The sequence below is a fragment of the Micromonospora sp. NPDC049900 genome (genome assembly GCF_044461025.1).
Taxonomy (GTDB): Bacteria; Actinomycetota; Actinomycetes; order Mycobacteriales; family Micromonosporaceae; genus Micromonospora.
The window spans coordinates 20436-44853 of the sequence record NZ_JBITKM010000021.1 but is presented as its reverse complement, the minus strand read 5'-3'; the positions used below and the strand labels follow the sequence as shown (position 1 = coordinate 44853).

Annotated in this window: 18 protein-coding genes and 1 pseudogene; 2 read left to right on the top strand and 17 right to left on the bottom strand. The window is 72.5% G+C overall.

The genetic code is table 11. The features are described 5' to 3' along the window. Positions 1-5 precede the first annotated feature (5 nt). The 13 genes and pseudogenes from ACIBMZ_RS28105 to ACIBMZ_RS28045 all read right to left on the bottom strand — a co-directional run bounded on the left by ACIBMZ_RS28105 (position 6) and on the right by ACIBMZ_RS28045 (position 17234). Positions 6-1907, bottom strand: a complete 1902-nt coding sequence (locus ACIBMZ_RS28105) for a hypothetical protein (RefSeq protein WP_396698909.1) — start codon at positions 1905-1907, stop codon at positions 6-8. 264 nt (positions 1908-2171) lie between these two features. Beyond that, positions 2172-3881 carry a glycosyl hydrolase gene (locus ACIBMZ_RS28100; RefSeq protein WP_396698907.1) on the bottom strand — a complete coding sequence of 570 codons (1710 nt, stop codon included), beginning with the start codon at positions 3879-3881 and terminating at the stop codon, positions 2172-2174. 320 nt (positions 3882-4201) lie between these two features. Further along, positions 4202-4390: a DUF397 domain-containing protein gene (locus ACIBMZ_RS28095; RefSeq protein ID WP_396698905.1), complete on the bottom strand. Its 189-nt coding sequence runs from the start codon at positions 4388-4390 to the stop codon at positions 4202-4204. After that, positions 4387-4482 (bottom strand): annotated as a pseudogene (locus ACIBMZ_RS28090) (XRE family transcriptional regulator); the annotation flags it as partial. The gene ACIBMZ_RS28095 and the pseudogene ACIBMZ_RS28090, both read right to left, overlap by 4 nt. Positions 4483-5299: 817 nt before the next feature. Further along, positions 5300-6127: a shikimate dehydrogenase gene (locus ACIBMZ_RS28085; protein ID WP_396698903.1), complete on the bottom strand. Its 828-nt coding sequence runs from the start codon at positions 6125-6127 to the stop codon at positions 5300-5302. Beyond that, positions 6124-7320 carry an endolytic transglycosylase MltG gene (gene mltG, locus ACIBMZ_RS28080; protein ID WP_396698901.1) on the bottom strand — a complete coding sequence of 399 codons (1197 nt, stop codon included), beginning with the start codon at positions 7318-7320 and terminating at the stop codon, positions 6124-6126. Before mltG ends, ACIBMZ_RS28085 begins: the two co-directional genes overlap by 4 nt. Continuing rightward, a complete protein-coding gene (gene ruvX, locus ACIBMZ_RS28075) occupies positions 7317-7778 on the bottom strand; it encodes a Holliday junction resolvase RuvX (protein ID WP_350695004.1) in 462 nt (153 codons plus the stop codon). The genes mltG and ruvX overlap by 4 nt, the downstream gene beginning before the upstream one ends. A gap of 73 nt (positions 7779-7851) precedes the next feature. Continuing rightward, positions 7852-10530, bottom strand: coding sequence for an alanine--tRNA ligase (gene alaS, locus ACIBMZ_RS28070; protein WP_396698899.1), 2679 nt, complete (start codon positions 10528-10530; stop codon positions 7852-7854). Further along, entirely contained in the window at positions 10527-10832 is a 306-nt protein-coding gene (locus tag ACIBMZ_RS28065; RefSeq protein ID WP_396698897.1) for a hypothetical protein, read from the bottom strand. Before ACIBMZ_RS28065 ends, alaS begins: the two co-directional genes overlap by 4 nt. A 20-nt stretch (positions 10833-10852) precedes the next feature. Then, positions 10853-11314, bottom strand: coding sequence for a DUF948 domain-containing protein (locus ACIBMZ_RS28060; protein ID WP_396698895.1), 462 nt, complete (start codon positions 11312-11314; stop codon positions 10853-10855). Positions 11315-11463: 149 nt separating this feature from the next. After that, complete coding sequence (locus ACIBMZ_RS28055) at positions 11464-12120, bottom strand: hypothetical protein (protein ID WP_396698960.1); 657 nt, start codon at positions 12118-12120, stop codon at positions 11464-11466. Between the two features lie 3296 nt (positions 12121-15416). Beyond that, positions 15417-16955, bottom strand: a complete 1539-nt coding sequence (locus ACIBMZ_RS28050; protein WP_396698893.1) for a replication-associated recombination protein A — start codon at positions 16953-16955, stop codon at positions 15417-15419. A gap of 75 nt (positions 16956-17030) precedes the next feature. After that, positions 17031-17234, bottom strand: coding sequence for a hypothetical protein (locus ACIBMZ_RS28045; RefSeq protein WP_396698891.1), 204 nt, complete (start codon positions 17232-17234; stop codon positions 17031-17033). Between the two features lie 118 nt (positions 17235-17352). Between ACIBMZ_RS28045 and ACIBMZ_RS28040 the strand changes: the two genes are divergently transcribed. Next, positions 17353-18132: a GNAT family N-acetyltransferase gene (locus tag ACIBMZ_RS28040; RefSeq protein WP_396698890.1), complete on the top strand. Its 780-nt coding sequence runs from the start codon at positions 17353-17355 to the stop codon at positions 18130-18132. Here the strand turns inward: ACIBMZ_RS28040 and ACIBMZ_RS28035 are convergent. The 4 genes from ACIBMZ_RS28035 to ACIBMZ_RS28020 all read right to left on the bottom strand — a co-directional run bounded on the left by ACIBMZ_RS28035 (position 18051) and on the right by ACIBMZ_RS28020 (position 23327). Continuing rightward, entirely contained in the window at positions 18051-19337 is a 1287-nt protein-coding gene (locus ACIBMZ_RS28035; RefSeq protein WP_396698888.1) for an MFS transporter, read from the bottom strand. The two genes, ACIBMZ_RS28040 and ACIBMZ_RS28035, sit on opposite strands and share 82 nt — an antisense overlap. Then, positions 19334-19927, bottom strand: coding sequence for a helix-turn-helix domain-containing protein (locus tag ACIBMZ_RS28030; RefSeq protein WP_396698886.1), 594 nt, complete (start codon positions 19925-19927; stop codon positions 19334-19336). Before ACIBMZ_RS28030 ends, ACIBMZ_RS28035 begins: the two co-directional genes overlap by 4 nt. A gap of 254 nt (positions 19928-20181) precedes the next feature. Beyond that, complete coding sequence (gene aspS, locus ACIBMZ_RS28025) at positions 20182-21987, bottom strand: aspartate--tRNA ligase (RefSeq protein ID WP_396698884.1); 1806 nt, start codon at positions 21985-21987, stop codon at positions 20182-20184. A gap of 287 nt (positions 21988-22274) precedes the next feature. Next, complete coding sequence (locus ACIBMZ_RS28020; RefSeq protein WP_396698882.1) at positions 22275-23327, bottom strand: S1 family peptidase; 1053 nt, start codon at positions 23325-23327, stop codon at positions 22275-22277. A gap of 246 nt (positions 23328-23573) precedes the next feature. Here ACIBMZ_RS28020 and ACIBMZ_RS28015 point away from each other — a divergent pair, with 246 nt between their 5' ends. Further along, positions 23574-24404: an SGNH/GDSL hydrolase family protein gene (locus ACIBMZ_RS28015; protein WP_396698880.1), complete on the top strand. Its 831-nt coding sequence runs from the start codon at positions 23574-23576 to the stop codon at positions 24402-24404. Positions 24405-24418: the final 14 nt, after the last annotated feature.

The following is a 24418-nucleotide window of genomic DNA, read 5'->3' as shown; positions in this document are numbered from 1 at the left end:
GAACGCTACTGCACGGAGAAGAACATCGACGGAGTCGACCAGGTCAGTTCCGTGGTAGCGGTGGCGATCACCGTAGCCTCGGCACCGGTGGCCACGGCAGCGGGGGCCAGGGTCGGATCGAATGGCACGCTGCGCAGCGATCCGTTCGTCGCCCCGAAGACGATCTTCCCGTTCACCCAGGCCATGCCGCGCACGGTGGACCAACTGACACCCGTGGTCGGCACGGTGAACTCGGTGGCACCCAGGTAGTTGCCGTCGATCTCGAAGAACCGGTAGTACAGGTTGTTCTGCCCGGTCCGGGTGTAGTAGAGCCGGCCGTCGAGGAAGAACGCCCCGGTCAACTGCGCCGGGTTGAACCAGTCGTTGTAGCCGGACGCCTCCCACGGCACACCGATGGTGGTGCCGTTGAACATCGAGATGTCGATCCGGCTACCCGTACGCGACCCGGAGACCAACCGCGACCAGTAGATCCGGTCGTCCACCCGCCAGGTCGCCCCGGCACCGGTGTAGTTGGCCTGGCTCACCGTGGTCGCGGTGCCGAGAGTGCTCCCGTCGAACGGCACCTTCGCCAACTCACCGCTGCCGACGTTGAGGTACAGGTGGCCGCTGGCGGCCGTCGGAGGGTTGCGCGGGGTGATGGTGCGGCCACCGCTGACCGGGAACATGCCCAGCCGGCCGTGGTACTCGTTGCCCATGCCGTCGGAGTTGTGCCCGAAGTACAGGCCGTCCGGACCACGCCAGAGCACCGGCACGGTCGAGCCCCACGAGCTGGCGCCCGACGGCAGCGCCGAGCCGCCGCTACGACGCGGGTTCCAGTTCACCGGCATGCCGGTGGCCGGGTTGACCGCACCGATACCGAGTCGGTCGATCGCGCCGTTGCCGGCGCTGTCACTGGCGTTCGGGTTGTTCAGCCAGCGGAAGTGCCCGCCGAGGTAGATGACGTTGTCGGCCACCTCGACCGAGGTGATGGTGTCGTTGCCGGTGAAGTTGACCCAGGTGGCGTTCTGGCCGCTGCCCCGGGCCGCGGTCTCGAAGCGCACCAGCGCGTCGCAGTACGCCGACGGCCAGCCCGCACCGCCGTTGGTGCCCACGACGAACCAGCTCCCGTCGGCACCGAACCGCACATCCTGCACGTAGTGCACGAAGGTGGTGGGGGCCGCACAGGGCGCCACGAACCGCTCGCTGCTCCAGTCGATCACGCTGGGCGTGCCGGTCAGGTCGATCAGCGCGATCTGGTTGCGCGGCAGGTCGTTGACGAACATGAAGTTGCCGCCGACCACGAGCGTGCTGCCGTCCGGCGACACGTCGATGGCCCACGCGTACATGCTGGTGTCGTGTCGACCGACCGAGGTGTTGATGTTGAAGGTCGGGTCGATCGCACCGGTGGTCGCGTTCAGCCGCCCGAGCCCGGCGTGCGCCGTGCCGTTGAGCCAGTTGAACGCCCCGGCCACGTACAGCCAGTTGCCGTGCAGCACCATGTCACGCACGGTGCCGCCGTCGGACCGACCCACCCAGGTGTCGATGATCATGCCGGTGGACGGGTCGAGCGCCACCAGGTTGCGGCGGGCCACCCCGTTGACGTTCTTGAAGACACCGCCGACGATCAGCGTCCCGCCGGGACCCGCGATGAGCGAGTTGACCGCCCCGTCGAGCACCGGCAGGAAGGTGGTGGAGATCGTCCCGGTGGTCCGGTTGTAGGCGAAGAGGTAACGCTGGGTGGTCCACGACGAACTGACGGTCTGCCGGATCTGGGTGAAGCTGCCTCCCACGAACACCGTGTTGCCGACCTGTGCGAAGGCACGGGCCTCACCGTCCCGCGCGTGCGGGGTCTCGTCGGCGGGGTTCGCGGACACCAGAGTCGCCGGTTCGGGAACCGGCACCACGGCGGCGGATGTCGCGCTGGGCACGGCCAGGACGGCCGCGACGGTTGCTAATGCGACAGCCCCTGCCCGTACGCGCTTTCGGCGGGTGTTCCGCCACGGGAAGGAGATTATGGGCACGCTGCGCCTCCAGGGTGGACGGGAATGTGCGTTGCGTAGCCTCTCCCGTTCGCCCCTGGGGCGATATCCGCCGATTGGGCGGTCAGTTCATCCAGTTGCGGACATCACCGCGGGCGGTCGTATGTCGGACAACACCGGTACGGCATCCGACCGCCCACGGGTTACCTGAGGTCAGCGGCTCCCTCCGGTGGGTTGCCGAAGGTAACTGTCCCGTCCGGCGGCGGCGAAACCGGCCACCGCCGAGGCGTCCTGGTTCATTGTCATGTTGCAGACGTTCGTCGTCTTCGTCATGCCCGGGGAGTTGAAGTAGATCGCGGCCTTGATCTTCGGGTGGGCCTTCAGCGCCGCCGGGAACTCCTCGAACCACCGCCGCTTCGCGTTCGGGTCGGCGCTGTCGAAGTTCGTGCCGAACTCGGCCAGCATCCGGGGCTTGCCCTTGCCGATGCCGGTGTCGTCCAGCCAGCGGTAGAACGAACCGATCGTGGTGCTCGGGCTCTTCCAGGTCGTACTGCCGTTGCAGACGTGGAAGTTGTACGGGTCCCAGGCCACCCAGTCGACGTAGTCGTCACCCGGGTACAGACCGGCGTACCGGTTGTAGTGGCCGGACCAGCCCATCATCGTCCAGACCCACACCGCGTTGCGGACGTCGGCCTTGGCGAAGCGGTCGTGCACGTACCGCCAGGCGCGGACGAACTCCGCGTCGCTGCCCTTCTCCGGCTCGTCCTCCGGCTCGTGGTCGAAGCCCATGAACACCGGCACCCCGGCCGCCTTGATCCGGCCGGCCACGTCGTCGATCGTCTGGTCGTACCGGCCGCTGTACACGTCCCGCCAGGTGAGCACCGTGCCGGACGAGAAGACCCGGCTCTCCCAGGCGAAGAACATCAGCCGACCCTCACGCATCTGCTGCTGCTGGTACGCGTCGGGGAAGGCACCGTTGCTGCCGCTGTTGGAGAAGTCGTGGTAGCGGTGCACGATGTCGAACGTCCGCCCGACCTGCTTCTCCACGTCGGTGATCGCCTTACCGTGGTCCCATCCGCTGCCCGCGCCGGAGGGTGAGTACATCCCCCACCAGGCACCGCAGGACGGCACCAGCTTCGCCGACACCTGACCGCACGCACCGGAGTCCGCCGGTGGCTTGGTCGGCGTCGGGCTGGGCCGGGCCGGGCTCGGGCTCACGCTCGGCGACACCGTCGGCGAGGCGGGTGGACGGGTCGGCAGCGCGGCCGAGGGCGTCGGCGAGACGCTGGTCGGCGCGGGCGTCGGACGCGTACCCGTGTCGTAGCGCAACACCAGGCGGGGACGGACGTCCGGGTTGCGGTTCTCCCCCGACGCCCAGTAGATCCGCGTGCCCAGCCCGGCCTGTGCCAGCGACACCGTCCAGGTGCCGTTGCCGGTCACCAGTTCGGAGACGTCCCACTCGTTGAAGCCCTTGCCGACGCCGGACACCGCGTCCAGGGCGGCGCCGACCTGACCGGGAGCCGGTCGGGCGGCCCGGGCGTCGAGCCCGGAGTCGTGCGCGGTGACCGCCGCGTCGAACGCCTGCCAGGAGTGCACCCGCAACGTCGCCCGGATGTTCGTCGCGTTCGCGGGCAGTGAGGTCACCGAGAAGGCGAGGACCGCCTGCCGGTCTCCCCGGGGGTTGCCGTCACACGGGGCGGCGCAGGTGGCCAGCGTCGTCTTGACGCTGTTGTCGCCGTCCTGCGGAACGCTCGTGGCGGTGGTGTCGAACACCACCGGAATGGAGATGTCGTCGTCGGCGATCAGGGGCACCATGGTCGCGCCGATGCCGAGCACGACCGTGGTGCTCAGGACACCGAGCACCACGGCCTTGCGCCGGGGGCCCTGGTGCCGGATGAGGCGGTGCAGTCCGCGCCTGGCCACTCAGACTCCTTGTGAATTCGGCGATAACGCTGTGGAGCGTATCGGCGTACACAACAGAGCGTGCGAATGACCGGGGAACCTAAGCGCGTCTTAAAGTTCGCCTAAGCCGACGCTGCGACACCGCGCCCGGCCCAAGCTGCGGCAGGGTACCGGCAATCTGGCGACTCAGCACCGGCCGATCCGCAGGTCAGCGCCGCAGCGGGTCCCCATCTCCGCGCCGGACCGGTGCCGCACCTCAGCGGCGATCGATGATCTACCCCACTGACGGCCCATGCGCAAGTCCGCGCCGATCGATGCCGCGTCCCGGCGGCACGTGCGGCTCAGTTCGGGGCGGCCTGCTTCGCCGGCGTGACGAACGACTGCCAGGCGGCAGGCGCGAACCGCAGGGTGCCGCCGGCCCGGTCCTCGGTGTCGCGCACCAGCACGACGCCGGAGAACTTGTCGGCGACCTCCACGCACGACCCGCCGTTGGTCCCTGAGTAGGTCGACGTACACCTGGCACCGGTCATGTCCATGTCTGCGCCACTTCCCTGATCAGTTCGAGTGACTGCCTGCGCGGGAACGCCTCACCCCGGACCGCCTCCCACGTCCGTTGGAGCGTCTTTCCCCCACCTCTGCCCGATCCGCTCGCGGATTCGTCAAGCCCACCCGCTTGCGCCGATGACGTGCGCGGGGGACCCGCGCACGTATCGACGCTAGTGGGGTCCTATCCAGACTGTCACCTGGCGAAGCCGCTCCCATCCAGGAAGGACGGGGTGGTTTCGCATACCGGGGCCGCCCGTGGATCCCCCACACCCGGGCGGCCCCGTCCACCCCAGGAAATGGAGGACGACTTGCGTACCCCGGTCGCCTGGTACCAATGCCCGAGGACGGTTCTGCCGTCCCTGTCGCCGCCACGACGTCGACGCGGCACCCACCTGCCCGAGTGGATGCGTCAGCCGACCCGGCCGCTGCCCCGGCAACGCCCCGGGCGCCCCGGCAGGCTGACTCCGGGGCAACAGTGGCGGGCGAACGGGGGCCGCCCATGATCGCCACGCGCCCCTTCGCCACGCGCCCCTTCGCGCCCGGGGGTGGCCCACCTCCGGTGCGACCGCACGCCCGTGCCGCCGACGTCCCGCACACCCCGCTACGGCCGATGTGGTGCTGCCGCGCCGACGGGCAACCCTGGCCGTGCGGCGAGGCCCGACTCCTGCTCCGCGTCGAGTACGACGGCAACTCCACCGGCACGAAGGCCCTCACGAGGGCAGTTGCGTACCCAAGCGCAAACGGGATCACGGTCGCGCGAGCAGCTAGGGCACTCGATCCAGGATGTAGTGGCCTCGCGAACAGACGAATACCACTCGATCCACGATCAAGCGAACGGTCGGCCCGAACGGCCAGGCTGCCCGAACGGCCAGGCTGCCCAGCGGCCAGGGCGGTCAGGCGGACCGAGCGGCAGCCAGCGCGGCGGCCATCGCGGCGCGGGGGGCGGGGACGCCGGTGAACTGCTCGAACTGGCCTACCGCCTGGGCCAGCAACAGGTCCAGGCCGGAGACCACCGGGCAGCCGGTGGCAGCGGCCGAGGCGGCCAGCGGCGTCGGCCACGGATCGTAGATGGCGTCGAAGAGCACCGTGGTGGGACGCCAACGCACCACACCGGCAAGCTCGTCGGCAGCGCCCTTCGGCACGGTGGAGATCAGCAGGTCGACGTCGGCCAACGCCGCCGCGTCCGCCCAGGGCACGGCGGTGAGGGCCAGCCCCAGCGCGCTCGCCACCGGCGCCAGCTCGTCGACCGCTGCCGTGCGGCGGGCCACCACGGTCACCCCGGTCGCGCCCAGCCGGGCCGCCGCCGCCAACGCCGCCCGCGCCGTGCCACCCGCACCCAGCACCGTGACGGACGCACTCGCGCGTACGCCTGCGGAGGTGAGCACGTCGACCATGCCGGTGACGTCGGTGTTGTCCGCATACCAGGTGCCGTCGGAACGGCGTACCAGCGTGTTGGCCGCGCCGACGGCGGCGGCGACCGGCGAGACCTCGGCGGCGACGCTCAGCGCCGCCTCCTTGCCGGGCATGGTCACCGACAGCCCGGCCCACTCCGGGCCCAGCCCGGCGACCAGGTCCGGCAGCTCCGCCGCCGCGCACTCGATCCGGGTGTACGACCAGCCGGTGAGCCCGGCGGCGGCGTACCCGGCGTTGTGAATCACCGGGGAGAGCGAGTGTGCGATGGGCTTGCCCAACACTGCCGCCCGCCGTGCCACCACCGTCACAGGACGCCGTTCTCCTTGGCCTTCTGGATGTTGCGCTCGTGCTGGCTGTAGTCCTTGGTGAAGGCGGAGTTGCCTTCCTTGTCGATCGCCACGAAGAAGAGCCAGTCGCCGGCCGGCGGGTCCATCGCGCCTTCCAGCGCTTCCTTGCCCGGATTGTTGATCGGCGTCGGGACCATGCCGCGCAACTTGCGGTTGTACGGGTTGTCCGGGTTGTCGAGGTCGCTCCGCGTCATCTGGCCGGAGGTCTTGCCCTCCTGCCCGATCATCTCGAAGTAGTAGTTGACCGTGACGTCCATCTCCAGGCAACTACAGTCGAACGTGCCCGAGTAGACCCGGTTGTAGGCGACCCGGGCGACCCGACCCAGGTCCTTCTTGGTGCCGGCCTCGGCCTGGGCCAGCGACGCCACGATCAACGCCTCGTACGGGCTGATCCCGCCGCGTTCCTTCTGCACCCGGTCGGCGAAGTCCATCTGCCCGGTGACGGAGAGGAAGTGGTCGACCATCTGCCCCAGGATCACCTCGGCGGTGGCGTTCGGCGGGATCTCGTAGGTGTCCGGGAAGAGGAAGCCCTCGATGGACTTGCTCGACTTCTTGCCGTCCTCGCGCTTGAACCACCAGTCCGGTACGCCCAGCTTCTCCGGGTCCTTCGCGGCGGCCTCGAACTCCTTGACCGGGATGTCGGTCTGCTCGCTGAGCAGCTTGAAGATGCTCTTGGCGGTGCGGCCCTCGGGGATGGTGAGCCCGTTGACGATCCGGTTCTGCGGGTCGAGCATCGCGGCCAGGGCGTTCGCGCCGCTCATCTCCTTGCGCAGCTTGTACGTGCCGGGCTGGATGTTACGACTGCGGGAGTTCTCCTGGGCCGCCTCGGTGAACGCCTTGGTGCTCTTGATCACACCGGCGTCGCGGAGCACCACGGCCATGTCGGCCAGGAAGGCGCCCTGCGGGATCTGGATCGTCACGTCCTCGGTGCCGTCACCGTCGAAGTCCGGTGTGACGAAGTAGCTCTGGATCCGGTCGAAGCCGTAGAAGGCACCGCCACCGATGCCGCCGAGCAGCACCAGTGCCAGCAGCAGGGCGAGCACTGTCTTGCCCCGCCCGCCACCGGAGCGGCCGTTGCGCCGCCGTCCCCGGCGGTGCTTGCCCTTCTCCCCCCGGTCCTGCTCGTCGAACCCGAGGTCCAGATCGTCAGTCATTCGGTCCGCCTCCGCTGCGCATCCAGCCAGCTCTGCAGAATCTCCACCGCGGCGGCCTGATCGACCACCGCCCGTTGTCTCTTCCCCCGGACACCGCGCTCGGCAAGCCTACGACTCGCCACTACCGTCGACATCCTCTCGTCGGTCAGCGTCACCGGAACAGGCGCTATCACATCGGCCAGTTGTCGAGAGTACGCCTTCACGTGTTCCGCTGCGGGGCCGTGTTTACCCGCCAGGTTCACCGGTAGGCCCACCACCACCTCGACCGCCTCGTGCTCGGCGACCAGTGCGGCCACCTCCGCGAGGTCCGTCGGCACCGCGTCTGGCCTGGGGTTCTGCTCACGCGAGAGGGTGACCAGAGGAGTGGCGAGAACCCCGTGCGGATCCGACCGGGAAACCCCGATCCGCACCTGTCCGACGTCCACACCCAACCGCACACCCCGGGACAACCCGGTCACGCTTCGTCACCTCGCCCGATATACACGGCAGGGCGGACCTGCTCGGCCCGCCCTGCCCTGAGGTTCTGAGGACTCACGCCTCGGCGACCGCCTTCTCCACGGTGAGCAACAGGGTGGCGACCTCCGACTCCGGCAGCCCACCACCCTGGGCCAGGTCCGGACTGCCACCGCCGCGCCCGGAGAACGCCGCCTTGACCAGGTCGTTGGCGGCGAGGCCCCGGTTACGGGCGGCCGAGTTCACCGACACCACCAGGGACGCCTTCCCGTTCGCACGGGCCGCCACCGCGACCACGCCCGGCCGGGCCACGTCGATCCGACCCCGGATCTCCTGGGCCAGCGTGCGGACGTCGTTGCCGGCCGCCCCCTCTGGTGCCTCGATGCCGACATAGGCCACCCCACGCACGTCCCGGGCCTGCGCGGCGAACGCCGCCGCACCGCCCAGCACGAGCTGGGCGCGCAGCTTCTCCAGCTCCTTCTCCGCGTCGCGGAGCTGGGTCACCGTCTGCTCGACCCGGTCCGCCACCTGCTCGGAGGGGACCCGGTACAGCTCGGCCAGCCGGGACACCAGCAGGTGCTCACGGGCCAGGAAGTTGAACGCGTCCATGCCGACCAGCGCCTCGACCCGGCGTACCCCGGAACCGATGGACGACTCCGACAGGATCTTGACCAGGCCGAGCTGGCCGGAGCGGGCCACGTGGGTGCCGCCGCACAGCTCGCGGGCGTAGTCGCCGACCTCGACCACCCGGACCTGGTCGCCGTACTTCTCGCCGAACAGCGCCATGGCACCGATCCGACGCGCCTCCTCCAGCGAGGTGACGAAGGCGTGCACCTCCAGGTCCGCCAGGAGCACCTCGTTGACCTGCTGCTCCACGTCGCGCAGCACGCTCGGCGCCACCCCGGTCGCGGTGTTGAAGTCGAACCGCAGCCGACCCGGGGCGTTCAGCGAACCGGCCTGGGTGGCGGACTCGCCGAGGAAGTTGCGCATGGTCTGGTGCACCAGGTGGGTCGCGGTGTGCGACCGGGAGATGGCCCGCCGACGGCTGGTGTCGATCTCGGCGTACCCGGTCTCACCGGCCCGCACCTCGCCCCGGACCACCCGGGCCCGGTGCACGATCAGCCCCGGCACCGGCTGCTGCACGTCGAGGACCTCGACCTGACCGCCACCGACGGTGATCATGCCGACGTCGGGCTGCTGCCCGCCGCCCTCGGCGTAGAACGGCGTGGTGTCCAGGACCAGCTCGACCAGGTCGCCCTCGACCGCCGCCGCGCGCGGCCCGTCGGTGCCGAGCACCGCCCGCACCGTCGACTCGCGGGAGACCTCGGTGTAGCCGGTGAAGGTCACCGGACCACCGGCGTCGAGCACCGACCGGTACGCCGACAGGTCGGTGTGTCCGGTCTTACGCGCCTGCGCGTCGGCCTTGGCCCGGGAGCGCTGGTCGGCCATCAGCCGCCGGAAGCCCTCCTGGTCGACGGTGAGGCCCTGCTCGGCCGCGATCTCCAGGGTCAGGTCGATCGGGAAGCCGTACGTGTCGTGCAACTGGAACGCCTTGTCACCGGAGAGCGCCGGTCGACCCGCCGACTTCGTCTCGGTGATCGCGGTGTCCAGGATCGTGGTGCCCGCCCGCAGGGTCGCCAGGAAGGCGTCCTCCTCCGCGTACGCGTACGCGGAGATCCGGTCGAAGTCGGCGGCCAGCTCCGGGTACGAGGGCGCCATGCAGTCCCGGGCCACCGGCAGCAGCTCGGGCAGGGCCCGCTCCTGCCAGCCGAGCAGCCGGACCGCGCGGATCGCCCGACGCATGATCCGCCGCAGCACGTAGCCACGGCCCTCGTTGGACGGGGTCACCCCGTCGCCGATCAGCATCAGGGCGGTACGCACGTGGTCGGCGACCACCCGCAGCCGGACGTCGTCGGGGTGCGACTGGTTCGCCGCGTGCCCGGAGTGCGCGCCGTACCGCTTGCCGGTCAGCTCGGCGGCGCGGTCCAGGATCGGCCGGACCTCGTCGATCTCGTACAGGTTGTCGACGCCCTGCAGGATGGAGGCCATCCGCTCCAGGCCCATGCCGGTGTCGATGTTCTTCTTCGGCAGCTCACCGACGATCCGGAACTGCTCCTTGCTGAGCACGTCCGCGATCTCGTACTGCATGAAGACGAGGTTCCAGAACTCCAGGTACCGGTCCTCGTCGACCTCCGGGCCGCCCTCGGCCCCGTACTCCGGGCCCCGGTCGTAGTACAGCTCGGAGCAGGGACCGGCCGGGCCGGGGATGCCCATCGACCAGAAGTTGTCCTTCTTGCCCCGGCGCACGATCCGCTCGACCGGCACACCGACGCGCCGCCAGATGTCGTACGCCTCGTCGTCGTCCAGGTAGACCGTCGCCCAGACCCGCTCCGGGTCCAGCCCGAAGCCGCCCGCCTCGACCGGCTTGGTGGCCAGCTCCCAGGCGAACGGGATCGCGCCGTCCTTGAAGTAGTCGCCGAAGGAGAAGTTGCCGTTCATCTGGAAGAACGTGCCGTGTCGGCTGGTCTTGCCGACCTCGTCGATGTCCGGCGTACGGATGCACTTCTGCACGCTCACCGCACGGGAGAACGACGGCGTCTGCTGCCCCAGGAAGTACGGAACGAACTGCACCATGCCGGCGTTGACGAACAGCAGGTTCGGGTCGTTGATGGCGGGCAGCGGAGCGGACGGCACCACGGCATGGCCGTTCGCCTCGAAGTGGGCGAGATACCGCCGCTTGATCTCCGCCGTCTTCATCGCTGGGGTTCCTCCGGAAAGATGTCTCTGTCACCGACGCGCGGCTCCTCGCGCACGTCGGCGAACTGGTCGTCGAACGCCTCGCCCTGGGCGAACGCCTCGTGGATCTCGTGTTCCCGCTCGGCCATCCCGGCGCGTACGTCCGCCACGAAGCTACGCAGTTCCTCGACGAGACCGCCAGCGGATTGCGACAGGTTGTCGGCGATGCCCGCCGGGGTGTACGCGTGCGCGGCACGGGTCGCCTGGCGGACCACCACCACGCCGACGGCCAGACCGATGCCCAGCCAGAACAGCCGCTTCATGCTCGTACCTCCGACGCCGGTCAGCGGTTGCCGCGCCGGGCGGCGCGCCGCTGGGACTTGATGGTGTCGCGGACCTCGCGCTCGGTCTCGGCGTTGCGTCGGGCCGAGGCGGCCTTGCGCACGCCGTAGCCGAAGGCGGCCACCTTGACCAGCGGGTTGGCCGCCGCGGCCGAGACCACGGTGACCAGGTTGGCGACGTTGGCGCTGATGTTCTGCGCGTGGCTGGTCATGGTGTCGACCTTGGCGAGCTGGAGGTTCACCCCGTCGAGTGACGTCTGCACCTGTTCCAGGGTGACGTTGACGTTCCGCACGGTGGTGTTGACGTCACCGAGCAGCGGCCCGGTCCGGTCGTTGAGGTCGTTGATCATCTGGGTGGTCGCGTCCACGGTGTGCCGCAGCCGCAGGATGGGCAGCGTCAGGATCAGCACCAGCATCGCGAACGCGATAGCCGCGATCAACGCCGCGACCTCCAAAAAGCCCACGCCTGTCCTCCTCAACACGGTCCCGGGACATCACGGCCCACGAGACGTACGACCTTCTCGCCCTCGCCGTCACCGGTGGCCCGCCACGCGCTCGTCGGCAGCGGGCGGGCCGCCAGATGCAGACCCTACCGTCCGTGATGACAATCGGCTCAGGACGGTGGTGACGGCGTCAACTCGCCCAGCGGATCGTCGGTCAGCGTCGGGAAGGGATCCTCACCGGTCAGTGACGGATCGGTGTCCGGCTGTGGCCTGGTCCGCTCGTCGTCGATCGCGTTGCGGACCTTCACCGACACCAACGAACCGGAGCACTCCTCGGCTGCGGTCGACGGGTCGGGCGACGGCACCACCGCCGGCTCACCGTCCACCGGCGGCGGTACGCAGGTCGGCTCCCGGACCCACAGGTCCAGCGTCAACTCGTCCCGCCGCCAGCAGGTGTAGCTGCCGTTCTCCTCCTGCTCCGGGCAGTACGCGGGCCGCCAGGGCTGCCAGCCGTCACCGCTCAGCGCGGCCTCGTACACCTGGGCCGTCTCCTCCGGCGACCGCTCGGAGGTGACGGTCCGCTCGCGCAACCGGCAGTCCAGCAGGCACCAGCGGCTGCCGCTGGCGTAGTCCTCCGGCTGCACCGCGGCCCACTCCGGCACCTCCAGTTCGTCGAGCGCGACGAAGACCGGGTCCCGGTTCATCGCCTGCACGCCGAAGAAGGCCGGCACGCCGGCCAGCAGGAGCACGCTGACCAGGGCCAGCAGCAGCGTACGACGACGCTGCCCGGCACCGGTCTGCCGGCGCGTCTCCGGGTCGACGTCCACCGCCTCGTCGTCGGGCCGGTCGCCGTCGCTGTCCTCCGGGTCGGCGGGGCGCCGTACCGCCGGTTCCGGCGCGGGCCGGGGCCTGCTCGGGTCGGCGGACGGCACCACGGCGGCGGCCCGGGCCACCGCCTCCCCGGCAGCCGGTGGCGGGGGCACCGCTGCGGCACCGGACGGTTCCGGGCGGGCCGGGTCCCGTTGGGGCGGAGCGGCCCGACCGGCCGGGCGGTCGTCGAGGCGTGGGGCCGACGCGGCGGCGCGGGCCACCGCGGACGGCGGTTCACCGGGGCCCGACCCACCGTCGGGTCGGCCCGGCCCGCCCTCAGGGCGTCCCGGGGCACCGTCGGGTCGACGGGAGCCCACCTCGGGGTGCATCGGGCCGCCGTCGGGGCGACGCCGTCCGACCTCCGGGTGGGGCGGTCCGGCAGGCCGGGCAGCCCCCCGAGCGGGCCCTGGCGGCATGCCACCGGGACGGCCCGGTCCTGCCGCCGTCGTGTCGGGGCCGCCGGAACCACGCGGCGCACCGGCGTCCGGAGGCATCGGGCCACGCGGCGGCGGACCGGCATCGGGGGGTACGGGGCCACGCGGCGACGCGCCGTCGGAAGGAGTCAGTCCACGCGGTGCGCCGGAGTCCGGCGGCATCGGCGCACGCGGCGACAGACCGTCCGGGGACACTAATCCACGCGGCCCGTCCGGGGACACTGGTCCACGCGGCGGCGGGCCGGCGTCGGGGCGGGCGGTCCCGCGCGGCGGACCGGGGGGAACACCCTCCGTCGGCCCGGTGCCGCGCGGCGGACCGGCCGGACCGCCGTCCGGGCGGCCGACCGGCCGGGTACGGCCGGTGGATGCCTCGGGTCCGGGACGGCCGGCGGGTCCCCCCGGTCCCATCGGAGCGGTACCGGGCGGTTCGGCCCGGCCCCGCCCGACCGGAGGTCCATCCCGTCGAGCCCGATCGACCGGCGCACCATCGGGTCGAGCCCGATCGACCGGCGCTCCGTCGGGACGGCCGGGCTCGCCCGGCGGCCCGTCGGGTCGGCCGCGATCGGTCCGGGGCGCATCCGGTCGGCTACGACCGGCGGGCGCTGCGTCGGGTCGTCCGTGGTCGCTCGGCGGGGCGTCGGGGCGGCCACCACCGGGGCGTCCCGGCGCGGCAGGGCCGGCTCCGGGGATGGCCGCGGCGGGCCAGCCCGGGATGCCGCCCGGGTCGGTCTGGTCGTCCGGGTTCGCGCGCGAGGGGCCGTCCGCGTCACGACGACCACCGAGCATCGCCGTACCACCGGACGGGGTGCCGCCCGCGTGCCCGGCCGGACCGCCCGGTGTCGTGCCGGGCCGCCGCTTGACCGTCGGCAGCGCCGGATCGGTGTGGTGCCCGCGCCCGGCCTGTCGCAGCCAGTCGGCCGGCCGTTCCGGACGCCCGGCCCGGCCGTCACCGGGTCGGGTCGCGAACGGCCGCTCGCCGGTGTCACCGGGCCGCGTCACGTACGGGCGCTCACCCGTGTCGCCGGGCCGCGCCACCACAGGTCGTTCCCCGGTCTGACCGGCCCGGGCGGCGAACGGCCGCTCGCCGGTGTCACCGGGTGCGGGAGCGCGGCCGGAGTCGTCGGCGGCCCGCCGCCCCGGAGGCGGCGTCTCCTCGCCGCCGGCCGCGCGGCGACCCCGAACCGGGTTCTCGGTCGGCGCGGCGGCCCGGCGGCCGGCCGGCGGCGTCGCCGGTTCCTCAGGTGCGGCGCGGCGGCCCCGGAACGAGGAGTCGGCCCGCTCGGGCGACACGGTGCGGGGCTCCGACGGGGTGACGGGCATCGCCGACGGATCGCCGGACGGCACTCCGGGAATGGCCGGCGCGTTGCCGGACAGCGGGACGATCGGTTGTTCTTCCTCGGGCTCGGCGGCGCGGCGGCGACCACCCCGGCGGCCTCCCGACGGCGCGACGGAGGGCCCACCGGCGACGGCGGGGCCAGCCGGTCCCGACGACGGGCGGATACCGGGGTCGGTTGTCGGTACGCCGTCCTCCGCAGCCCGGCGGCCACGGCGGGGCACCGGGCCGGTGGTGTCGGACGGAGCCGTGCCGACCTGCGGCGTCGCGGACTGGTGGGTCGCGGCATCGGCCGGGCGGGGCGCGGTCGGGCGGGGTCCGGCAGGGCCACCGACGCCCGGGGCCGTCGCATCGGGGTCGGTGCGGTCCGGGGTACGCGGACCGGCGCCCGCCTCCGGCGGCGGTGTGCCCCGGACCGGGCCGCGCGGGACGGTCCGGCGTGCACTGGCCGGAATCCCGCTGGGCCGACCGGCGGGGTTCCGTCGTGGCGTGGGCTGGTGTGGCGCGGGACCGGCCGGTCCGCCGGACTCGGGTCCGGCGGGCACGCCCGGAACCGGGCCGGTCGGCGCGCCGGAGACCGGGCCGGACGTCATCGCGGAGGGGTGGCCGCCCGGCCCGCCCGAGACAGGTTCGGCGGGCCCGGGACGTCCGCGCCAACCGGGCGGGCCGCCCGCGTCGGCGGGCCAGCCGCCGGTCGGCTCACCCGTCGGGCCGTTCTCCCGTCGCCCGCCGGGCGGCGGTGCGGTCGCGAACGAGGGACCACCCGGAGCGCGGTCACCCGGGCCAGCAGGCGGCCCGGCGGCGAACGGTGGCCCGCCCGGCGCACGGTCACCGGGCCCAGCAGCAGGCGGCGGGCCGGAACCGAACGGTGCACGGTCGCCGGGGCCGGCGGAAGGCCGGGGGCCGGGGCCGGCGGGCGGCCGGGGGCCGGGCGACGAGGGCTCGGCGGCGGGCGGCCGAGGCCCGGAAGTGGGCGGTGCAGCGTGCGGCGGTGCACCGACGGGCGGGCGGGGGGCCGGTGCGCCCGGCCACGGCCCGTCGACCGGACGGGAGCGTGGCGGCTCGGCCGGGAGCCGGCGGGGCGGTGCGGCCGGTGGACCGGCGGCCGGATCCGGCATGCCGGGCGGCATCGCGGCCCGGCCACCGGCTACCGGTGGCGGAACGGACCCCGGCGGAGGCGGCGGGACGGCCCCGGAGGGGGGTGCCGGACGTCCGGTGGGCGGCTGCCCCGGACGGACCGGAGGCACCTGACCGGGCCGGTCGGTGACCGGCGGGGCGGGGCGGGCGCCGGGGCCGTCCGGAGCCGGGGCGACCCCGTCCGGGCCCAGTTCCCCCCGCTGCTGCTTGGCCGAGCGCAGGTCGTCGATCCAGCCGAAGTCCTCACCGGCGCCCGGGTCCTCCGGGGCGGCCTCGGGCTTGTTCCGGCCCCAGCGACGGCCCTTGGGACGCCGCTCGTCCGGGCCGTCCTCCGGTCGCTCCGACGATTTCACTGTTGACCCTTCCCGTCGGCGCCGCGGCCGACCTCATCCGCCGCGTGGGCGTCCGTGACCGTGGACTGGCCGCCGTCGACTCCGGACGGGGGCGTCTCGGCCCGGCCCGTCGTCGCCACCCGGTCACCCGTGGTCTCCGCCGGTACGCGGGCGGGCGCGGGCAGCCCGCGGACGATCCGGCGCAGCAGCGGCAGCCGGGTGGCCACCGACCGTTCCGCACCGTGTTGGCTCGGCTGGTAGTAGTCGGTGCCGACCAGGTCGTCCGGCACGTACTGCTGGGTGAGCACGCCCCGCTGGTCGTCGTGCGGGTAGCGGTACCCGATGCCGTGGCCGAGCCCGCGCGCCCCGGCGTAGTGGCCGTCGCGCAGGCCGCGCGGCACCGGGCCGCCCCGGCCGGCCCGGACGTCGGCGATCGCCGCGCCGATCGCGGCGGTTGCCGAGTTCGACTTGGGGGCGGTGGCCAGGTGGATCACCGCCTGGGCGAGGTTGAGCTGCACCTCGGGCAGGCCGACGTACTCGACGGCGTGGGCGGCGGCGGTGGCGACGCTCAACGCGCCCGGATCGGCCATGCCGACGTCCTCACTGGCGAAGATGACCAGCCGTCGGGCGATGAACCGGGCGTCCTCACCGGCCACCAGCATCCGGGCCAGCCAGTGCAGCGCGGCGTCCACGTCCGACCCGCGCATGCTCTTGATGAACGCGCTGGTCACGTCGTAGTGGGCGTCACCGGCCCGGTCGTAGCGCACGGCGGCGGTGTCCACCGCCTGCTCGGCGGTGGCCAGGTCGATCCGGCCGGTGCCCAGCGCGGTCGCCGACCCGGCCGCCGCCTCCAGCGCGGTGAGCGCCTTGCGGACGTCCCCACCGGCCAGCCGGACCAGGTGGTCCTCCGCCTCCGGTGCGCAGTCGAGCGCGCCGCCCAGGCCACGCTCGTCGGTCAGGGCCCGACGCAGCAGCGCGCGGACCGCCGCGTCGTCGAGCGGCTGGAGAGTCAGCAGCACACACCGGGACAACAGCGGGGAGATGACCGAGAAGTACGGGTTCTCCGTGGTGGCGGCCAGCAGCGTGACCGTACGGTCCTCGACGGCGGCGAGCAGCGAGTCCTGCTGGGTCTTGCTGAACCGGTGCACCTCGTCGATGAACAGGACGGTCGGCGGGCCACCGGTGCGCCGCTGACGCCGGGCGGTGTCGATCACGGCTCGGACGTCCTTGACGCCGGCCGAGAGCGCCGACATGGCCACGAACCGCCGGTCGGTGGCGGCGGCCACCAGGTGGGCGATGGTCGTCTTGCCGCTGCCGGGCGGCCCCCACAGGATGACCGACATCGGCGCGTTGCCGGCGACGAGTTGCCGCAGTGGTGCGCCGGGCGCGAGCAGATGGTCCTGGCCGACGAGTTCGTCCAGGGTGGCCGGGCGCATCCGGACCGGGAGCGGTGCGTCCGGACCGACCGGGGTGAAGCCGCCGACGCCGTCGGAACCCGTCGGCGCACCGGGTGCTGCCGTGGGTTCACTGAGGGTGAACAGGGCGTCGGACTCCATCACGAGAACAGTACCGGGCTCGACCGACAACGCCGGAATCGCGCTGCCGGCCGAGCCCGGGATGATCGTTCTCGGTCAGCCGCGCCCTGGGCGGCGACCCCGGTACCAGCGGCCACCGCCGCCCCGGCTGCCGAAGCCGGCCAGGTGCAGCGCGAGCAGCAGAAGCCCGATCAGCACGAGGGTGTTCCAGTTGAACAGATCCGGTGCACCGAGATTGCTGTTCAGCAGGTCGAGCAAGAGTGCGAAGCCGAAAACCGCGGCGGCGGCGATGGCGAGCATGTCGTTCCTCCGGTGGGGGTTCCAGTAGGTTCGGCGCGGGATGTACCCGATCGGTCGGCTCGCCAATCTCCACCCTGGATCAGAGTCACCCCGTAGCGCCCCCACCTAGGCTGTTCCCGTGATCATCGCTGCCGAGGCCCTGGTCGGCCGGGAGGCGATCCTGGCCGCCGTGGACCACCATCCCTTCTTCCGGCACACGGTGCCGCGACACGCTCCGGTGCGCGGCTGGCGGCACGACGGGGCGGTGTGCTGGCTGCGGTCGTCGACGGAGTCGACGGTCTGTGCCGCCGTCGGGGTGCCGGGCGCGGCCGTCGAACTGGTCGGCGCGCTCGCCGAGGAGCGGCTGCTCGACGCGGGCCAGTGGGCGCACCTGCCCCGGCTGGATCCCGCCACCGACCGCGCCGGTACGGCCGGGGCGGCGTACCAGGACTGGGACTTCCTCTGGACGACCGGCGCGCCGCCGCCGCAGTCCGGCGAGGAGCGGGTGGTCCGCCTGAGCGCGGCGGACCACCCGGCGCTGACCGCGCTGATCGACGAGGCGTTCCCGACCAGTACGGCGCGGCCCGGTGGCGCCGGAATCGTCGACTGGTACGGCATCCGCGACGGCGACCGGCTGATCGCCGCCGGGGCGGACCGGACCCGGGGCGAGGTCGGCTTCCTCGCCGGGCTGGTGGTCTCCCCGACGCGGCGCAACCGGGGTCTGGGCGCGGCGCTGACCGCCGGCCTGACCCGCACGCTGTCCGCGCGGTACGACACGGTGGCGTTGGGCGTCTATCCGGACAACGTCGGCGCGATCCGGTTGTACCGGCGGCTCGGCTACACCGGCAGCTTCCCGCTCACCTCGGTCCGGCTCGCCGCGTCGGCGGACGCCCGGGCGGCCCGCCAGGCCGGCAGGTAGAGCGGCGCGGCCACGGCCAGCACCACCGCGCCGACCAGCATCGCCGTGCCCACCCCGGCCCGATCGCCGACGAGACCGAGCACCACCCCGCCCAACGCCCCCGCCGGCATGGCGACCATCGAGTTCACCGAGATCACGCTGTTGCGGTAGGGCCCGTCCACCTGCCGGTGCAGCAGTCCCATGTGCAGCGGGTTCGACGCGCCGTGCACGGCGTAGCAGGCGATGAAGGCGACCAGCACACCGACCGGGCCCGCGAACAGGGCCATACCGACGACCGTGACCCCCTGCACGATCCGGAGCAGGGCGGCACCGGGTGCGGCCCCCAACCGGCGGATCAGCAGCGGGGTGAGCGCCGCGCCCCCCGCGGACGCCAGCCAGGCCACGGTGTTGGCCGGACCGAGCAGGGCGGCGGCGCGGTCGCCGTCCCCCACCACCTCGGCGAGCCGGACCGGCAACAGTCCCTCGAAGGTCATCGTGCCGAAGCCCCAGAACAGCTCGACCGCCACCAGCGCGAGCAGCACCCGGGACCGACGCAGCAGGCCGAAGGCCTCACCCACCATGCGCGGTGCCGCACGGACCGAGGACCGCAGCGCGCCGGCACCGGCCACCGGACGCCGCTCCGCCAGCAACGTCAGCAACGCCACCAGGGCGACGGCCTGCAACAGGACCGCGACCACGATCGGCGTGGTGAGCGCGCTGACCGGGCCCACCGGCCCCAGCGCCACCAGCCCACCGCTGAGCAGCGCCCCGGCCGCCATGGACAGGCCGAGGACCGTGCCACCCTGGCCGAGCCCCTTCTCGTACGCGGCATCGGGGTCGACGGCGAGCGTGCTGTTGACGTACCAGGACTCCAACGGGCCGCTGTCCAGGGCCCGGAACACACCCTGCAACGCCCAGACGGCGACCAGCAGGGCGACGGAGTCGGCGACCACCAGCAGGGCCAGCGACGCCAGGCCGACCACGTTCGCCACCACCAGCACCGGCCGACTGCCCAGCGCGTCGGCGAAACCGCCCGTCGGCAACTCCAGGGCGAGCACCACCACCCCCTGGGCCGCGACGGCCAACCCGATCTGGGTCAGGGTCAGGCCCCGCTCCTGCATGAGCAGGATGATCACCGGGATCATCAGGCCGACCGGAAGCCACCGGAGCCCGTGCAGGACCAGGAAACGACGGCGGATCTGGAGTACGGACAGGTCGCTGGTCACTGCTTCGTCCCCATCGACAGCGGGTGGCTGGCCAGCACCACCTGCACCTGCTCGGCGCCGGGCGCGTCCGGGTCCGCCTCGGCGTGGTAGCGCTGGAGGATCTGCAACAGCTCGGCCTGGAGTTCCTTCAGCCGGCTGGCGGGGATGGTCATGAAGACGTCGCTCATGCCGAAGGCCTCCCGCCACTCCGGCGACCACCTGTCGCGTACCGCGAACCACCGCTCCGCCTGCTCGACGAACAGTCGCACCTGATCGGCCTGGATCCACTCGATCGCGGCCCGGGCGTCCGGGTCGTCGTCGAAGTCGGTGCTCTCGAAGCTCGTGACGTCGTGCGCGGCCCGCCACCAGCGTTGCCGCCCGCTACCCCGGTCGGGCTCCTCGACGACCAGGCCGACCTCGGCCAACTGGCGTAGGTGGTAGCTGGTCGCGCCGGTGTTGGTGTCCAGCAGGTCGGCGAGGGTGGTGGCGGTCGCCGCCCCCTTCACCCGAAGCGCACCGAGCAGCCGGTTGCGCAGCGGGTGTGCCAACGCCCGGACCTGTCGGTGATCGATGTGCACCCGTCGCGGTGCCGGCTTCCGCACGTCTCCCATGACCACACGGTAGCCGTGCACAGTTTCTATGCACAAGTTCTGTGCATAGAAACTGTGCACCCGGGCCGGGCGCAGGTGATCGAGTCGGGCTCAGGTGGAGAGCAGCTCGGTGACGCCCCGCAACCGCGTCCGCAGCAGCGTGGCCGCGCGGGTCGAGTCCAGACGTACCGCTGCCGGGGCGCGACACACCGACGGCCCGCGACGCAGGCGTGCGGTCGGCGGGCTGCTGGCCCGCCGACCGCACGCGGTGTCGGTCAGGTGGGGTCGGCGACCGGGGCGGCCGGGCCGGCGGTGCCGGTGTGCGGGACATGGGCGGGCTTGGGCTTGGCGTCGATGCCGGCCTCGGTGCGCTGCTGCCCGGTGATCGGGGTGGGCGCGCCGGTCAGCGGGTCGAAGCCGCCGCGCGTCTTCGGGAAGGCGATGACCTCGCGGATCGAGTCGACCCCGGCCAGCAGCATGCAGACCCGGTCCCAGCCGAACGCGATGCCGCCGTGCGGCGGCGGGCCGTAGCTGAACGCCTCCAACAGGAAGCCGAACTTGTCCTGCGCCTCCTCCGGCGTGATGCCGAGCAGGTCGAAGACCCGCTGCTGCACGTCGCGGCGGTGGATACGGATCGAGCCGCCGCCGATCTCGTTGCCGTTGCAGACGATGTCGTACGCGTAGGCCAGCGCCCGGTCCGGTGCCTCCTCGAAGCGGTCGACCCACTCGGCGTTCGGCGAGGTGAACGGGTGGTGCACGGCCGTCCAGCCACCGTCGTCCGTCTTCTCGAACATGGGGGCGTCCACCACCCAGCAGAACGCCCAGGCGCTCTCGTCGACCAGACCGGCCCGCTTGGCGATCTCGATCCGGGCCGCGCCGAGCAGCTCCTGTGCCTCACGGGCCTCCGGACCGGCCGCGAAGAAGACGGCGTCGCCCGGCTTGGCGCCGACCGCGTCGGCCAGCCCGGCCAGGTGCTCGGCGGAGAGGTTCTTCGCCACCGGTCCGCGCGGCTCACCGGTCTCGGCGTCCAGCACCACGTAGGCCAGCCCCTTGGCACCGCGCGCCTTGGCCCAGTCCTGCCAGCCGTCCAGTTCCTTGCGGGTCTGGCTCGCCCCGCCGGGCATCACCACCGCGCCGACGTAGCCGCCCGCGTCGATCGCCCCGGCGAAGACCCGGAACTGGGTGCCGCGCAGGTAGTCGGTCAGCTCGGTCAGCTCCACGCCGTAGCGCAGGTCCGGCTTGTCCGAGCCGTACCGGGCCAGGGCGTCGTGCCAGGTGATCCGCGGGATCGGCCGGGGGATCTCGTACCCGGCCAGGTCGGACCAGAGGGCGGCGGCGATCTCCTCACCGAGGTCGATGACGTCGTCCTCGGTGACGAAGGACATCTCGATGTCGAGCTGGGTGAACTCCGGCTGCCGGTCGGCCCGGAAGTCCTCGTCGCGGTAGCAGCGGGCGATCTGGTAATACCGCTCCATGCCGCCGACCATGAGGAGCTGCTTGAACAGCTGCGGCGACTGCGGCAGCGCGTACCAGCTACCGGGTTGCAGGCGGACCGGGACCAGGAAGTCGCGGGCGCCCTCCGGGGTGGACCGGGTCAGCGTCGGCGTCTCGATCTCCAGGAAGTCCCGCTCGTGCAGCACACCACGGGCGAGCTGGTTGGCCCGGGACCGCAGGCGCATCGCCCGGGCCGGGCCGCCCCGGCGCAGGTCGAGGTAGCGGTACTTGAGACGGACGTCGTCGCCGGCCACCACCTGGTCGTCGATCGGCAGCGGCAGCGGGGCGGCCTCGGAGAGCACGTCCAGCTCGGCGGCGGTCACCTCGATCTCGCCGGTGGGCAGTTCCGGGTTCTCGTTGCCCTCCGGGCGGCGGGTGACCTCACCGACGACCTTGACGCAGTACTCGTTGCGCAGCGCGTGCGCGTCCTCCGCACGGAAGACGACCTGGACCACGCCGGTGGCGTCGCGCAGGTCGACGAAGATGACACCGCCGTGGTCGCGCCGGCGGGCCACCCACCCGGCGAGCGTCACCGTGGTGCCGGCGTCCGTCGCGCGCAGGCTGCCGGCGTCATGGGTACGGATCACGACGTGCGTCTCCCTCGTCTGGCTCTACGTCCGTTGCTCCCGGCATTCTGTCAGCCCGCACCCGCTCTCGTTCCCCGGGTGTGCAAGGAAGGGCCCCCTGCTACCGCCTCGTGCATAGCAGGGGGCCCCTGCTAACAGCAGCGCGCCGGCAGCGTTAGCAGGGGACCCGTGCTCTACCGCAGGCGTTAACAAGGTGCCCTTCCTTTCACGCGCAAGCCGGGCGGGCCGCCGGAGGAGGAATCCGGCGGCCCGCTGGCGGAGGAGAAGGTCAGGTACCCGAGTACGGATCAGTAGACGCTGACCCCGTACCGGCTCAGCACCGGTCCGATCGGCTGGAAGAACGTGGTGCCGCCGATGCTGCAGTTGCCGCTGCCGCCGGAGGTCAGGCCGAGCGCGATGGTGCCGCTGAACAGCGAGCCGCCGCTGTCACCCGGCTGGGCGCAGATGTTGGTCCGGATCAGGCCGCGCACCTGGCCCTCGGCGTAGTTGACGGTGGCGTTGAGGGCGGTCACCGAGCCACTGCGGACGCCGGTGGTGCTGCCGGAACGCTGCGCCGACTGCCCGACGTACGCGCTGCCGGAGGCGGTGATCTCCCGGTAGGTGCCGTTGTAGAGGTAGACGTTGCCCGGCTGCACGACGCTCTGGTTGGCGTACCGGACGATGCCGTAGTCGCTGCCCGGGAAGACGCTGCCGGTGCGCGAGCCGAGCAGCGAGGTCTGCGCCGAGTTGCTGTACCAGTTCGCGGCGATGTTGGTGCAGTGGCCGGCGGTCACGAAGTAGTAGGTGCTGCCGGCACGCACGTTGAAGCCGAGCGAGCAGCGCCCGCCGCCCTGTGCGTAGATCGCCTCGCCACCGGAGATGCGGGTGCTGAGCACGCCGGCCTCGGCCTCGATGCGGACGGCGCCGTTGGTGCGCGCGGCGGCGGCCTTGACCCGCTCCAGCTTGGCCCCGGTGACGGTGCTGTCGACGGAGACGACGACCTGGTTGGTGGCCGGGTCGGTCCACCAGGCGGTGCCCGGGATCGCGGCGGAGCGCTCCAGCGCGGCGGTGGCCCGGTCCAGCTCGGCCGCGCCTCGCTTGACCAGCTTGGGGGTCGCACCGGCGGCGGCCACCTGGCGGGCCGCGACGGCGTCGGTCACCGCGACGACCATGGTGCCGCTGGCGTCGGCGTAGGCGCCGGCCGCGCGGTCACCGAGGCGGTCGGCGAGGGCCGCCGCGGCGTCGGGTGTGGCGGACGCGGGCGCCGCGTGGGCCGGCGCGCCGGCCAGTACGCCGGCGACGAGAGTTCCGGCGGCGGCGACGGAACCGACGCGGCGAAGCATTGACCTTGTGGGTCGCATGTAACAGCCTCCCGGTAGGGGGTTTCATGCCCTGTCACGTCGACAGGAGCGGGGGCAACTCGGCCACCTGGGGAAATGGCCGAGCGAGGGAAAGTATTCACACATTTAAGATCGTCAACAAGCCCCGACTCCGGCCGAATCGACCAACCGCCTCGAAGTAATCGCTGCGCAACATTGTGGACACAGACGGTCGTCTATACGCTCTGGTCACCGCCGCCACCCGGCAACCGTGAACCGGAGGCCACCATGACCCTCGTCCGACGCGCGCTGGCCACCCTTGCCGGCGTCACCGCGTTCGTTCTGCTCGCCACCGCGCCCGCCCTGGCCGCACCCGGCCCGGCACCGACCTCGATGGCCAGCCTCGGCGACTCGATCACCCGGGGCTTCAACGCCTGCGGGTGGTACGTCGACTGCACCAGCCGATCGTTCAGCACCGGCGACGACTCCACGGTCAACAGCCACTATCTGCGGATCCGCCGGGCCGAACCGGCGATCAACGGCCGCAACCACAACGCTGCCCGCACCGGCGCGAAGTCCGCCGACCTGAGCGACCAGGCCGCCACCGCGGTCAGCCAGGGAGCCGGGTACGTGACGATCCTGATCGGCGCGAACGACGCCTGCACCGGCTCGGAGTCGAGCATGACCTCGGTGTCCACCTTCCGGGCCAACATCGACTCCGCGCTGAACCGGCTCAAGTCCGGGCTGCCGAACGCCCGGGTCTTCGTGATCAGCATCCCCGACGTGCACCGACTCTGGACGGTCGGCAAGGACAGCGGCAGCGCGCGTACCGCCTGGTCGTTGTTCGGGATCTGCCAGTCGCTGCTGGCCAACCCGACCTCCACCGCCCAGGCCGACGTGGACCGACGCAACCGGGTCCGGCAGCGGGTGGTCGACTTCAACGGCCAGCTCGCGGCGGCCTGTGCCGCGTACGGCTCGAACTGCCGGTACGACGGCAACGCCGTCTTCGGCTACCCGTTCGCCCTCTCCCAGCTCTCCGGCTGGGACTACTTCCACCCGAACGCCGGCGGCCAACAGGTCCTGGCGAACGTCTCCTACCCCGCCGGCTTCGCCTGGTAGCCACCGGAGACCGC